The organism is Aliibacillus thermotolerans, from assembly GCF_027853235.1.
In the GTDB taxonomy this organism is placed as follows: domain Bacteria; phylum Bacillota; class Bacilli; order Bacillales; family Marinococcaceae; genus Aliibacillus; species Aliibacillus thermotolerans.
In genome coordinates, this window is record NZ_WKJG01000025.1 from 42,891 (window position 1) to 55,733 (window position 12,843).

Annotated in this window: 21 protein-coding genes; all 21 read left to right on the forward strand. The window is 42.1% G+C overall.

Annotated features, from left to right (window positions below):
* Nucleotides 1–15: 15 nt before the first annotated feature.
* Complete coding sequence (gene rplF, locus GJS40_RS02550) at nucleotides 16–552, forward strand: 50S ribosomal protein L6 (protein WP_270895905.1); 537 nt, start codon at nucleotides 16–18, stop codon at nucleotides 550–552.
* A 36-nt stretch (nucleotides 553–588) separates the two neighbouring features.
* Nucleotides 589–948: a 50S ribosomal protein L18 gene (gene rplR / locus GJS40_RS02555; protein WP_270895907.1), complete on the forward strand. Its 360-nt coding sequence runs from the start codon at nucleotides 589–591 to the stop codon at nucleotides 946–948.
* Nucleotides 949–966: 18 nt separating this feature from the next.
* Complete coding sequence (gene rpsE, locus GJS40_RS02560; RefSeq protein ID WP_270895908.1) at nucleotides 967–1,464, forward strand: 30S ribosomal protein S5; 498 nt, start codon at nucleotides 967–969, stop codon at nucleotides 1,462–1,464.
* Between the two features lie 13 nt (nucleotides 1,465–1,477).
* Nucleotides 1,478–1,660 (forward strand): 50S ribosomal protein L30, encoded by a 183-nt coding sequence (rpmD, locus tag GJS40_RS02565; protein ID WP_270895911.1) that lies wholly within the window; start codon nucleotides 1,478–1,480, stop codon nucleotides 1,658–1,660.
* A 28-nt stretch (nucleotides 1,661–1,688) separates the two neighbouring features.
* Nucleotides 1,689–2,129 (forward strand): 50S ribosomal protein L15, encoded by a 441-nt coding sequence (rplO, locus tag GJS40_RS02570; RefSeq protein WP_270895913.1) that lies wholly within the window; start codon nucleotides 1,689–1,691, stop codon nucleotides 2,127–2,129.
* The gene (secY, locus tag GJS40_RS02575) at nucleotides 2,129–3,418 is read left to right on the forward strand and encodes a preprotein translocase subunit SecY (protein WP_270895915.1); all 1,290 of its coding nucleotides are present in this window, start codon (nucleotides 2,129–2,131) and stop codon (nucleotides 3,416–3,418) included. The genes rplO and secY overlap by 1 nt, the downstream gene beginning before the upstream one ends.
* Nucleotides 3,419–3,459: 41 nt before the next feature.
* A complete protein-coding gene (locus GJS40_RS02580) occupies nucleotides 3,460–4,113 on the forward strand; it encodes an adenylate kinase (RefSeq protein WP_270895917.1) in 654 nt (217 codons plus the stop codon).
* Nucleotides 4,110–4,856: a type I methionyl aminopeptidase gene (map, locus tag GJS40_RS02585; RefSeq protein ID WP_270895919.1), complete on the forward strand. Its 747-nt coding sequence runs from the start codon at nucleotides 4,110–4,112 to the stop codon at nucleotides 4,854–4,856. Before GJS40_RS02580 ends, map begins: the two co-directional genes overlap by 4 nt.
* A gap of 77 nt (nucleotides 4,857–4,933) precedes the next feature.
* The gene (infA, locus tag GJS40_RS02590) at nucleotides 4,934–5,152 is read left to right on the forward strand and encodes a translation initiation factor IF-1 (RefSeq protein ID WP_091663629.1); all 219 of its coding nucleotides are present in this window, start codon (nucleotides 4,934–4,936) and stop codon (nucleotides 5,150–5,152) included.
* Nucleotides 5,153–5,217: 65 nt separating this feature from the next.
* Entirely contained in the window at nucleotides 5,218–5,331 is a 114-nt protein-coding gene (gene rpmJ, locus GJS40_RS02595) for a 50S ribosomal protein L36 (protein WP_270895924.1), read from the forward strand.
* 22 nt (nucleotides 5,332–5,353) lie between these two features.
* Nucleotides 5,354–5,719: a 30S ribosomal protein S13 gene (gene rpsM, locus GJS40_RS02600; RefSeq protein WP_270895926.1), complete on the forward strand. Its 366-nt coding sequence runs from the start codon at nucleotides 5,354–5,356 to the stop codon at nucleotides 5,717–5,719.
* Nucleotides 5,720–5,741: 22 nt separating this feature from the next.
* Complete coding sequence (rpsK, locus tag GJS40_RS02605; protein WP_270895928.1) at nucleotides 5,742–6,134, forward strand: 30S ribosomal protein S11; 393 nt, start codon at nucleotides 5,742–5,744, stop codon at nucleotides 6,132–6,134.
* A 179-nt stretch (nucleotides 6,135–6,313) separates the two neighbouring features.
* On the forward strand, nucleotides 6,314–7,258 hold the full coding sequence (locus tag GJS40_RS02610) for a DNA-directed RNA polymerase subunit alpha (protein ID WP_270895930.1): 945 nt from the start codon (nucleotides 6,314–6,316) through the stop codon (nucleotides 7,256–7,258).
* 42 nt (nucleotides 7,259–7,300) lie between these two features.
* The gene (gene rplQ / locus GJS40_RS02615) at nucleotides 7,301–7,666 is read left to right on the forward strand and encodes a 50S ribosomal protein L17 (protein ID WP_270895932.1); all 366 of its coding nucleotides are present in this window, start codon (nucleotides 7,301–7,303) and stop codon (nucleotides 7,664–7,666) included.
* Nucleotides 7,667–7,841: 175 nt separating this feature from the next.
* Nucleotides 7,842–8,660 (forward strand): energy-coupling factor transporter ATPase, encoded by an 819-nt coding sequence (locus GJS40_RS02620; RefSeq protein ID WP_270895933.1) that lies wholly within the window; start codon nucleotides 7,842–7,844, stop codon nucleotides 8,658–8,660.
* On the forward strand, nucleotides 8,657–9,535 hold the full coding sequence (locus tag GJS40_RS02625) for an energy-coupling factor transporter ATPase (protein ID WP_270895934.1): 879 nt from the start codon (nucleotides 8,657–8,659) through the stop codon (nucleotides 9,533–9,535). The genes GJS40_RS02620 and GJS40_RS02625 overlap by 4 nt, the downstream gene beginning before the upstream one ends.
* Entirely contained in the window at nucleotides 9,528–10,325 is a 798-nt protein-coding gene (locus GJS40_RS02630; protein WP_270895935.1) for an energy-coupling factor transporter transmembrane component T family protein, read from the forward strand. The genes GJS40_RS02625 and GJS40_RS02630 overlap by 8 nt, the downstream gene beginning before the upstream one ends.
* Before the next feature lie 12 nt (nucleotides 10,326–10,337).
* Complete coding sequence (truA, locus tag GJS40_RS02635; protein ID WP_270895936.1) at nucleotides 10,338–11,075, forward strand: tRNA pseudouridine(38-40) synthase TruA; 738 nt, start codon at nucleotides 10,338–10,340, stop codon at nucleotides 11,073–11,075.
* A 163-nt stretch (nucleotides 11,076–11,238) separates the two neighbouring features.
* A complete protein-coding gene (rplM, locus tag GJS40_RS02640; RefSeq protein ID WP_270895937.1) occupies nucleotides 11,239–11,676 on the forward strand; it encodes a 50S ribosomal protein L13 in 438 nt (145 codons plus the stop codon).
* 21 nt (nucleotides 11,677–11,697) lie between these two features.
* Nucleotides 11,698–12,090, forward strand: a complete 393-nt coding sequence (gene rpsI, locus GJS40_RS02645) for a 30S ribosomal protein S9 (protein ID WP_270895938.1) — start codon at nucleotides 11,698–11,700, stop codon at nucleotides 12,088–12,090.
* A gap of 443 nt (nucleotides 12,091–12,533) precedes the next feature.
* On the forward strand, nucleotides 12,534–12,843 hold a 310-nt coding region (locus GJS40_RS02650; protein ID WP_270895939.1), incomplete at its 3' end, for a transposase.

Sequence of the window (12,843 nt, forward strand, 5' to 3'; positions counted from 1 at the left end):
TGGAGGTGCAAGTGAATGTCTCGTATTGGTATCAAACCGATCGAAATGAAAGACGGTGTGACAGTAACAAAAGACGGAAATACTGTGACAGTAAAAGGTCCTAAAGGTGAACTGAAAAAAGATATACACCCGGACATGATCGTAAACATCAATGAAAAAGAAATTACTGTAGAAAGACCATCTGATAGTAAAGAGCATCGGTCCCTTCACGGAACAACTCGCAGCATCATCAACAACATGATTGAAGGTGTTACGAAAGGTTTTGAAAAGGCCCTTGAACTTTCAGGTGTCGGTTACCGTGCCTCTAAATCTGGACAAAAACTTGTGGTGAACGTCGGTTATTCTCACCCGGTGGAATTTGAACCAGAAAAAGGAATTGAGATTGAAGTTCCTTCCAATACACGCATTGTTGTCAAAGGAATTGATAAAGAAAGAGTCGGTGCACTTGCTTCTAATATTCGTGCCGTACGTCCCCCTGAACCATACAAAGGAAAAGGGATTCGATACGAAAATGAATATGTGCGTCGGAAAGAAGGTAAAACAGGTAAGTAACGGACCAGTGAATGGTAAGGAAAGGAGGAACGCAGCATGAGTAAACCTGAGAAATACGAAAAACGTAAAAAGCGTCATTTAAGAATTCGCCAAACGGTGAAAGGAACAGCTGAACGTCCGCGTTTAAACGTATTTCGTTCTTCCAAACATATCTATGCCCAATTAATTGATGATGTTAAAGGGGAGACGATTGTAGCAGCGTCTACGTTGGAAAACGATGTGAATGTAAACCATGGCGGAAATAAAGAAGCTGCTAAAAAAGTTGGTGAACTCATCGCTAAGCGAGCGGTGGAAAAAGGTTATGAATCCGTTGTGTTTGATCGTGGTGGTTATGTTTACCATGGAAGAGTGAAAGCACTTGCTGACGCGGCGAGAGAAAATGGGCTGAAATTTTAAAAGTAAGGAGGGAAAAGAATGCAAATCGATGCAAGTAAATTAGATGTAGAAGAGCGTGTTGTGGCGATCAATCGTGTTTCGAAAGTAGTAAAAGGTGGTCGTAACTTTCGTTTCGCAGCAATCGTTGTAGTAGGAGACCAAAATGGTCACGTAGGTTTAGGAATTGGAAAAGCTCTGGAAGTTCCGGAAGCGATTCGGAAAGCTGTGGAAAACGGAAAGAAAAATATGATTGAAGTTCCACGGGTAGGAACGACGATTCCTCACGAGATCGTAGGAAGATACGGAGCAGGTCGCGTGCTTTTAAAACCAGCTGCAGAAGGTACGGGAGTTATTGCCGGAGGTCCGGTACGTGCAGTGCTTGAGCTTGGCGGAATTGGAGATATTCTTTCTAAATCTCACGGCTCCAACAACCCAATTAATATGATTCGTGCGACGCTACAAGGTATTTCTGAATTAAAAACAGCTGAAGAAGTTGCTAAGCTTCGTGGCAAAAGCGTAGAAGAGTTGTTAGGATAAGGAGGGATACAGGATGGCAAAAAAACTGGAAATCACCCTCACTCGTAGTTTAATTGGTCGCACAAAAGACCAACGTGCGACGGTGGAAGCACTCGGCCTTTCAAAAATTAACAGCAGCGTAGTGAAAGAAGACAACCCTGCCATACGCGGGATGATTAATAAAGTGTCTCATTTAGTAACCGTAAAAGAAGCGTAATCAATAAAAATGGTAAGGAGGTGGAATCATGAAACTCCATGAGTTGAAACCTGCAGCGAATGCCAATAAATCTCGCAATCGCGTCGGACGAGGTCCATCTTCTGGAAATGGAAAAACAGCTGGAAGAGGTCATAAAGGACAAAAAGCGCGTTCTGGAGGAGGCGTTCGTCCTGGTTTTGAAGGGGGACAAAACCCGCTTTACAAACGTCTTCCAAAAAGAGGATTTACAAATATGAACCGCAAAGAATACGCGATTGTGAATGTGGAGACATTGAACAGATTTGATGCAGGAACGGAAGTCACCCCAGAACTTTTATTAAAAGAAGGTGTCATCTCTAACAAAAAAGATGGCGTAAAAATTCTTGGGAACGGAAAACTTGAAAAAGAGCTAACCGTAAAAGCAAATAAATTCTCTGGTTCTGCAGTGAAAGCGATAGAAGCTGCCGGCGGAAAATCAGAGGTGATCTAATGCTTCGCGCTATTTCCAATGTTTTCCGCGTGAAAGATTTGCGTAAAAAAATCTTATTCACTTTAGCTATGCTCGTCGTTTTCCGTATTGGTAGCTTCATCCCGATCCCGGGTTCCAATCGGGATGTGTTAAACTTTCAAGATCAAGCAAACGCGTTCGGCTTTCTTAATACTTTTGGAGGCGGAGCGCTCTTCAATTATTCTATTTTCGCCATGGGTGTGATGCCCTACATTACAGCATCCATTGTTGTACAATTACTTCGGATGGATGTTGTTCCGAAATTTACGGAGTGGGCGAAACAAGGGGAAGCAGGACGTCGTAAGCTAGCGCAATTCACTCGTTATTTCACTGTTATCCTTGCTTTTATTCAAGGGCTTGGAATGTCAATTGGTTTTAATAATTTGTTTCCGGGTCTCATTCCGGACCCAAGCATTCCAAAATACCTTTTTATTGCGCTTGTGTTAACAGCGGGAACGGCTTTCTTAATGTGGCTAGGAGAACAAATCACTGCGAGTGGCGTCGGTAATGGTATTTCTATTTTAATTTTTGCTGGTATTGCAGCTGGAATACCAAACGGAATCAACCAAATTTACGCGACCCAACTCGAAGGTGCGGATCAACTGTTCATGGGAATTGTCACCGTTCTGTTACTCGCTTTAGCTGTGCTTCTTATCATTGTCGGAGTGATTTATGTACAGCAAGCGTTACGGAAAGTGCCGATTCAATATGCAAAACGTCTTGTCGGACGTAGTTCAGTAGGTGGTCAATCGACTCACCTTCCTTTAAAAGTAAACTCAGCTGGGGTAATCCCTGTTATTTTTGCTTTGTCTCTGTTTATTTTTCCGCCGACGATTGCCGGGTTTATCGGTGAGGATAATCCTGTGGCACGTTGGATCATTCAAAACTTCGATTATACGCAACCATTCGGGTTAGTTGTATATGCGCTACTTATTATTGGATTTACCTATTTCTATACCTTTGTTCAAGTAAATCCAGAACAAATGGCAGAGAACCTCAAAAAACAAGGCGGCTATATACCGGGAATACGTCCTGGAAAAACCACAGAGTTGTACATCCGCAAAGTGTTATATCGATTAACCTTTGTCGGAGCACTCTTTTTAACGGTTATTTCTATTATCCCTGTGTTCTTCACAACCCAAATGGGACTTCCTCAGACGATTCAAATCGGCGGAACCGGCTTATTGATCATTGTCGGTGTAGCGCTTGATACGATGAAGCAGATTGAAAGCCAGTTAATTCAACGAAGCTATAAAGGTTTCATTAAGTAGGGATTCCTGTTGGCTGAAATCGAAGCGATGGAGGAGTTATCATGAATTTGATTTTAATGGGGCTTCCTGGTGCTGGAAAAGGCACACAAGCCGAAAAAATTGTTGAAAAGTATCATGTACCTCATATTTCCACAGGTGATATGTTTCGCGCAGCAATTAAAGAAGGAACAGAACTAGGAGCAAAAGCAAAATCTTACATGGATGCAGGGGAACTTGTACCGGATGAAGTAACAGTAGGTATCGTCAAAGAACGTCTTGGAAAAGATGATTGTAAAAACGGTTTTCTTCTTGACGGCTTTCCTCGTACCGTTCAGCAAGCAGAAGCTCTGGAAGAAATTCTTGCTTCTCTTGGCAAACAATTAGACTATGTGTTAAACATTGATGTACCGAGAGAAGAATTAGAAGAGCGACTCACTGGACGTCGCGTTTCACCAACATCAGGGAAAACCTATCACATTAAATATAATCCGCCAAAAGTGGAAGGAATTTGTGACGTCGATGGAAGTACACTCGTACAACGGGATGACGATAAACCGGAAACGGTGAAAAAACGATTAGATGTAAACATTGAACAACAACAGCCTCTCATTGATTTTTATGAAAAGAAAGGCTACCTTCGAAACATTGACGGTAGTCAAGAGATTCATAAAGTCTTTGAAGAGGTAGATGAATTACTGAAAGGACTCCATGCATGATTATTTCTAAAACGGATCGCGAACTCAAAATAATGCGGGAAGCAGGTAGGATTGTTGCTTTAACCCACGAAGAAATGAAAAAGCATATTCGACCTGGTATTACCACTAAAGAATTGGATGAAATTGCTGAGAAGACGATTCGAAAACATGGTGCAATACCGTCATTTAAAGGCTACAATGGATTTACTGGAAACACTTGTATTTCAGTAAATGAAGAGTTGGTGCACGGCATTCCGGGTAAACGAGTTTTACGAGAGGGAGACATTGTCTCCATTGATATTGGGGCAAATTATGACGGCTATCACGGAGACTCTGCTTGGACGTATCCGGTAGGAAACATCTCAAAAGAAGACGAACGGTTATTGGATGTAACAAGAGAATCGTTATTTAAAGGGCTCGAGGAAGTGAAGCCGAAAGCACGTTTATCAAATATCTCTCATGCTATTCAAACGTATGTAGAAGAAAATGGTTTTTCTATCGTACGGGAATATGTTGGGCATGGGGTTGGTCAAAATTTACATGAAGATCCCCAAATTCCTAATTTCGGACCACCAGGGAGAGGACCTCGACTAAAACCGGGGATGGTGCTCGCGATTGAACCGATGGTGAATGCAGGAGAAAGATATGTCCACACGTTATCGGACAATTGGACCGTCGTTACGACTGATGGGAAAAATTGTGCTCATTTCGAGCATACCGTGGCGGTCACTCCAACTGGTTATGAAATTTTAACGGAATTGTAGATAGCTCTCTCAAGTTATCAGCCAATAAGACGTGTAACCAAGGGTTTATATTTACTGAATGGAAGGAGAGTAAATTCATGGCCAAAGATGATGTTATTGAAATGGAAGGCACAGTACTCGAGCCGCTTCCAAATGCCATGTTTCGAGTGGAGCTTGAAAACGGGCATAAAATCTTGGCGCATGTGTCTGGAAAAATTCGCATGCACTTCATTCGTATTTTGCCTGGGGACAAAGTAACGGTGGAAATTTCACCATATGACTTATCCCGCGGACGTATTACGTATCGTTATAAATAAAATGATTAGAGATTCCGTCGTAATGTTCTTGCATGTACTCCGCGTAATGAAGGAGGTAACGAAACATGAAGGTAAGACCATCTGTGAAACCAATGTGTGAAAACTGCAAAGTCATTCGCCGTAAAGGTACGGTCATGATTATTTGTTCAAATCCAAAGCATAAACAACGACAAGGATAATTCAAAAGGAGGTGCAACTTCAATGGCACGTATTGCAGGTGTAGATATTCCTCGTGATAAGCGCGTGGTCATTTCCTTAACGTATATTTACGGTATTGGAAAATCTCTTGCACAAAAGATTTTGAAAGAAGCAGGTGTAAATGAAGATACGCGTGTCCGTGATTTAACGGAAGAAGAGCTTCAAAATATTCGCCGCGTCGTCAACAATTTGACGGTAGAAGGAGATTTGCGTCGCGAAACTTCCTTGAACATTAAACGTCTTATCGAAATCGGAAGCTACCGAGGCATTCGTCATCGCCGCGGTTTACCAGTACGAGGACAAAATACAAAAAATAACTCTCGTACGCGCAAAGGACCACGTCGTACAATTGCAAACAAAAAACAGTAATAAATAAAGGAGGTTTGTTTTCATGGCTAAACCAAAATCTACGGGACGTAAACGTCGTCAACGTAAAAATATTGAGTCCGGTATTGCTCACATTCGTTCCACTTTTAATAACACGATCGTTACGATCACCGATACACAAGGGAACACAATATCTTGGGCAAGTGCAGGGGGACTCGGCTTTAAAGGCTCTCGTAAATCGACTCCTTTCGCAGCTCAAATGGCAGCGGAAACGGCAGCTAAAGCTGGGGTTGAGCAAGGGTTAAAAACAGTAGAAGTCGCGGTAAAAGGACCGGGGGCAGGTCGTGAAGCTGCCATTCGTTCACTCCAAGCAGCAGGTCTTGAAGTAAGCGTCATTCGCGATGTCACTCCAGTACCTCACAACGGTTGCCGTCCGCCAAAACGTCGCAGAGTGTAACCCGGGAGAGGTATAGTTTTTCCTGAAATGTCAATAATGGGTAAGGTTACGTTTGGACGAATCTTACGCATTGTTGACTTTTGGTTGGTAACGTGTCGGGAACTGCCTAAGTGTAACATTCCGGTGTATGTTACTTCTTTCCCGGAGTGTGGACGTTTTGAAGGAGGGTATATTGTAGAATGATCGAAATCGAAAAACCTAATATCGAAACGGTTGAATTGAGCGAGGATCTTACGTACGGTAGATTTGTCGTAGAACCGCTTGAGCGAGGATACGGTACAACTTTAGGAAACTCCTTGCGTCGTATATTATTATCCTCCCTTCCAGGAGCAGCTGTTACGAATGTTCAAATTGATGGTGTGCTGCATGAATTTTCTACGATTGAGGGCGTTGTAGAAGATGTTACTACCATTGTATTGAACTTAAAAAAGTTAGCTCTGAAAATATACTCCGATGAAGAAAAAGTACTCGAGTTAAGTGCAGAAGGAGAAGGGGTCGTTACTGCAAAAGATATCACGCACGATAGCGATGTCGATATATTGAATCCAGATTTGCATATTGCTACGCTCACACGAGGCGCTAGTTTACAGATGAGATTAACGGCAAAGCGTGGTCGCGGATATGTCCCGGCGGAAGGAAACAATAGCGAGGACTTACCGATCGGAGTCATCCCTATTGATTCTATTTATACCCCTGTTTCCCGTGTGAATTACCAAGTGGAAAACACGCGGGTAGGACAAATTACAAACTATGATAAATTAACCCTTGATGTGTGGACAGACGGAAGCATTCGTCCAGAAGAAGCGGTTTCCTTAGGTGCAAAGATCTTGACGGAGCACTTAAACATCTTTGTAGGTCTTACCGATCAAGCTCAAAACGCTGAAATCATGGTGGAAAAAGAAGAAGATCAGAAAGAAAAAGTGCTTGAAATGACGATTGAAGAGCTGGATTTATCGGTACGGTCTTACAACTGTTTGAAACGCGCTGGTATTAACACCGTCCAAGAACTGACACAAAAGACGGAAGAAGATATGATGAAAGTACGGAATTTAGGACGGAAATCGTTGGAAGAAGTACAATCGAAGCTGGCTGAATTAAACTTAAGCCTACGCAAAGAAGACTAGTCTACGCATTTTTACTATTTGAGAAAAAGGAGGGGAATATACATGCCTGCTTACGCAAAACTTGGTCGTGATAGCGCTGCAAGAAAAGCGTTGTTTCGTGACTTGGCAACCGACTTAATCATCAACGAACGTATTGAAACAACAGAAGCAAAGGCGAAAGAATTGCGCGGTTTTATCGAGAAAATGGTAACGCTTGGAAAAAAAGGGGACTTACATGCCCGCCGCCAAGTAGCCCAATTTGTTCGTAAAGAAGTGGCAGATGAAGAAACAGGAAAAGACGCTGTTCAAAAGCTGTTCGATGACATCGCTCCACGTTATGAAGATCGTCAAGGTGGTTATACGCGTGTCTTAAAATTAGGCCCTCGTCGTGGAGATGGGGCAGAAATGGCTATTATTGAGTTTGTATAGACGTTTTTCGTTTATACTCTCTTTTTCTTCTTATATGATTCCGTAATATGAAGGAAGGACTGGACGAACCATTTAGGTGGTCCAGCCCTTTTTATTTTATTTGATTTTTAATTGTTAACCTAATACAATATACATGTTAACAATATGAGATTACTTTCATAAGGGGAGCGGGAAAATGGAAGTGGCGGTAAAGGTAGATCACGTATTCTTTCGCTATGAAGATAACGGGCCGTGGGTGCTACAGGACGTCCATTTAAATATTAAAAAAGGCGAATGGGTCACATTCATGGGACGGAATGGATCGGGGAAATCAACTTTTGCTCGCATGTGTAATGCTCTTTTCCTTCCAACGAAAGGACGTGTCATGATCAACGGAAGACCGACGGATAAGAAAGAGTATCTACCTGAGATTCGCAGACAAGTAGGCATGGTCTTTCAAAACCCGGACCACCAATTTGTTGCTCCGACGGTCAGAGATGATATCGCCTTTGGAATGGAGAATGCAGGTCTGTCACGAGAGGAAATGATAGAACGAATCAATCGGGTAGCGAAAGAAGTGCAAATACATGAACTATTAGATAAAGAACCACACCGACTTTCAGGTGGACAAAAGCAACGAGTGGCTATTGCTGGTATCCTCGCCTTAGAGCCGAAGATTATCGTTTTCGATGAAGCAACTTCTATGCTTGACCCGAAAGGACGAAAAGATGTTCTTCAACTGGTGAAAGAACTGCATACAAAAGGGCTTACCATTCTTTCTGTCACTCATCATCTCGAGGAAGCGCTGTTGTCGGATCGCTTCGTATATATGGAAAAGGGGAACATTTCCATTGATATACCAACCTCAGAGTTATTTTCTTCCCTTCCCTTACTCGAAAAAAAGCAAGTGCCACTTCCGTATCGTTTCGCATTGTACCGACAATTGAGCAATTTAGATGAACATCAAATGTCATCGATGTTAGAAGAGTTGATGAGGGAGAGTTTGGACCAATGAAAATAGAATTTCGAAAGACAAACCACATTTATATGAAGAAAACTCCCTTTGAGACACATGCGTTACGACAAGTGTCAACAACGTTTCCTTCAGGTTCTACAACAGCCATTATCGGTCAAACGGGGTCTGGGAAGTCAACCCTTGTCCAACACATAAATGGCTTATTAAAGCCCGACGCCGGTCAAGTGATCGTTGGAGGAGAAATCATCGATCGCAAAGCAAAAAGAAAGCAACTAAAAACACTGCGTCAAAAAGTGGGGATGGTTTTTCAATATCCGGAACATCAATTGTTTGAAGATACGGTAGAGAAAGAGCTTCTTTTTGGTCCTTTAAATTTCGGCTTGTCGAAAAAACGATTGTTAAAAGAATTGCCGGACAGATTAGCACAAGTCGGGCTAGATGAAACGATTCTTTCGCGCTCTCCATTTGAATTGAGCGGTGGCCAAATGCGACGGGTCGCTATTTTAAGCGTGTTGCTCATGAAGCCAAAAGTGCTCATTTTAGATGAACCAACTGCCGGATTAGATCCCAAGGGACAAGAAGAAATGATCAAGCTTTTCAAAGGTTGGCAACAAGAAGAAAAAGCAACGATGATTCTTATCACCCACGAGATGGATGAAGCTTTACAATTGGCCGAACGTCTTGTCGTCATGGACAAAGGAAAGATTGTGATGGAAGGAATGATGACGGAAATATTCGCGAAGACAGAAGAACTGGCCCAATTCGGGTTAGATATTCCGGAGTCCGTTCGCTTATTAAAACAAATCGAAGAGAAATTTCAAGTTACTTTTTCTTCTTATCAATTAACGCCGGCACAAGCAGCAAAAGAATGGGTGAAGGAAAGAAATAGGAAAGGATTAACGCCTCATGTTTGAACATGTGATCATTGGACAATACTTACCGGGACAATCGGTTTTACATCGCATGGATGCTAGGGCAAAATTGTTATGTTTATTTTTCCTTCTCATCATTATCTTTATGACGAACGATTGGATTGGGTATGGATCGGTATGGGTCGGTACGCTCATCATGTTTTTCCTTTCCGGCGTCTCTTTTCGCTACATGCGTAAAGGAATGATTCCGATTCTTATTTTGATTGCTTTTACTTTTTTGTTGCACGCATTTTTTACAAAGGAAGGAACGATTTTGCTTTCTCTAGGAGCATTTTCCGTCTATAGCGGGGGACTGCAAGAAGGAACTTTTATTGCCATGCGCTTGTTTTTACTCGTCTGGATGACGTCTCTTTTCACGTTGACGACAAGTCCTATTGATTTAACCGATGCGTTAGAACAAATCTTTCGTCCGCTTGAGCGTTTTGGGATATCTCCTCATGAAATTGCGTTTATGATGTCCATTGCAATTCGATTTATTCCAACGCTTTTACAAGAAACAGAGAAAGTGTTAAAAGCACAAGTAGCACGGGGAGCAGACTTTACGAAAGGGTCTTTGAAAGATCGGTCGCAGGCGTTTATTTCTTTACTCGTTCCGCTATTCGTTCGTTCATTTCGTCGGGCAGAAGAGCTAGCTTATGCCATGGAAGCCCGGGGTTATCACGGTGGTGTTGGAAGGACGAAATTACGTAAGCTCACGTGGAGAAGAAGAGACACAGCTGCTTGTTTGGTCGTTTTTTGTTTTGGTATGATATGTATGTTTTTAAGACAGTGAGGAGAGGTCACATTGCAACGAGTGAAGGCTATTTTGAGTTATGATGGAACGTACTTTTCAGGATTTCAAAAGCAACCGAATGCCCGAACTGTCCAAGGAGAAATCGAGAGGGCGCTGCAACATATTCATAAAGAAGCGGTGAAAGTATATGCTTCCGGAAGAACCGATGCCTCCGTCCACGCCATTGGACAAGTCATTCATTTTGATACGCCGCTATCCATTCCGCCTGAACGTTGGCCAAAAGCAATGAATAGCCATCTTCCTGGCGATGTCTATGTCCATGACGTCACTTTTGTCCCATCCAATTTTCACGCTCGTTTTGATGCAGTGGAAAAAGAGTACCGGTATCGAATTTTACGTGGGGAAGGAGATGTTTTTCGCCGTCATTATACTTACCAATGTCCGCATCCATTAAACATCGCAGAAATGAAGCGAGCGGCTCGTTATTTCATCGGAACTCATGACTTCACATCCTTTTGCGCTGCCAATACAGAAGTAGAAGATATGGTACGTACGGTTACTGTGGCAACCTTTGAAGAACATGACGATGAGCTCGTTTTCATCTGTCGAGGAAATGGTTTTTTATACAACATGGTTCGCATCATGGTCGGGACATTGTTAGAAGTCGGACAAGGAAAGAGAAAAGCAGAAGACATTCCCGACATGATCGCAGGAAAAGATCGCAGTCTGGCAGGAAAGACGGCCCCGGGACGCGGTCTGTATTTATGGCATGTCCAATATGAAAAATAAGCGTAAACATCCGCTATTCACATTGACATTTACGCTGTGGTATTATATGATGTTACTTGGCATTTCAACCATTTCACAACCCACAGCCCCGGGAATGAAATGATGAACGTAAACAATAGACTGTGATATATACTGAACGAATGATTTAGAGGAGGTACAGCGAATGCGTACAACATATATGGCAAAGCCTAACGAAGTAGAGCGCAAATGGTACGTCATTGATGCAGAAGGTCAAACGTTAGGTCGCCTTTCCAGTGAAGTAGCGTCTATTCTTCGCGGAAAGCATAAGCCTCAATATACACCGCATGTCGATACAGGAGACTATGTCATTGTTATTAACGCAGAGAAAATTCAGCTCACTGGAAACAAATTACGCGACAAAAAATATTATCGTCACAGCCAATATGGCGGCGGTTTAAAAGAAACACCAGCAGCAGAAATGCTTCAGAAAAAACCAGAAAGAATGATTGAACTAGCAGTAAAAGGCATGCTACCAAAAGGTCCACTTGGACGTAAACAAGCGAAAAAATTATACGTATATAGCGGATCGGAACATAAACATCAAGCACAACAGCCGGAGAAGTACGAACTTCGCGGCTAATATTAAAGGAGGGTATTCATTTTGGCACAAGTGCAATATTACGGCACCGGACGTCGTAAAAACTCAGTAGCTCGCGTCTTCGTCGTCCCTGGTGATGGCAAAATTACAATCAATGGCCGTGACATCGATGACTATTTTAATCTTGAAACGTTAAAACTCGTTGTAAAACAACCACTCGTGGAAACCGGAACAGAAGGTCAATATGACTTAAAAGTAACAGTAAAAGGCGGAGGATTTACAGGACAAGCAGGTGCCATTCGTCATGGGCTTGCTCGTGCACTTCTGGAAGTAGATCCTGACTTCCGTAAACCATTAAAAGCGGCAGGATACCTTACAAGAGATGCACGCATGAAGGAACGGAAGAAATACGGTCTTAAAGGCGCACGTAGAGCTCCTCAGTTCTCTAAGCGTTAATCTTAATAAAAAAATTGATTTATCAACGTTTACAAGCTATCTCATTTATGATGAGATAGCCTGTTTTTGTTTGGGGAAATGCTAGTGAATGTAATTTGAATATAATTTTTTTTGAGAAAGATTTATTGAGGTCCTCATTACCCTGTAAAAAACATTAATAAACCCACTCAAACCCGTTTGTGTAAAGATAGCTACGACTATCAACGCAATTTAAAGGAATGTTCCTATCACAATTTTCTGATATGCTATTATGGCAGAATGTAAAAACATGGTCAATTAATGTTTTTTCTTCTATGATTTTTTTGTAATACATTAGAATGAATTTCATAACTCATAGCCCTTGTCTCCCAATGATTTTGAGCGTTGAAAAAAGAAGCACCTCCCCAAATCTTGTATAATGGTAATAACACGAAAACCATAAAAAGACTGGAGGAGCGCTTCTTATGACCATTATACGACAACCTAGTCTATTTAGCATCCAAGAATTATATGACATGGAACCTACCCAAAAATATGAAGCCGTTATTTCTGCGATAGATTTAGATGCCATTTACCATGAAGTCACTAAAAAGTCGCGTTTTGGCGCACCTGAAGAGCTGAATTATGCCGCGATGATTATTTCTGTCTTCATTCGATACGTGGAACGAATTCCAACCGTTAAAGACCTAGTTAAACGACTAAATGATGATGTCGTTTTCAAGCTGAATTGTGGATTTCTCGTTTCTGACAATGTCCCTTCTGAAGCATCTTATT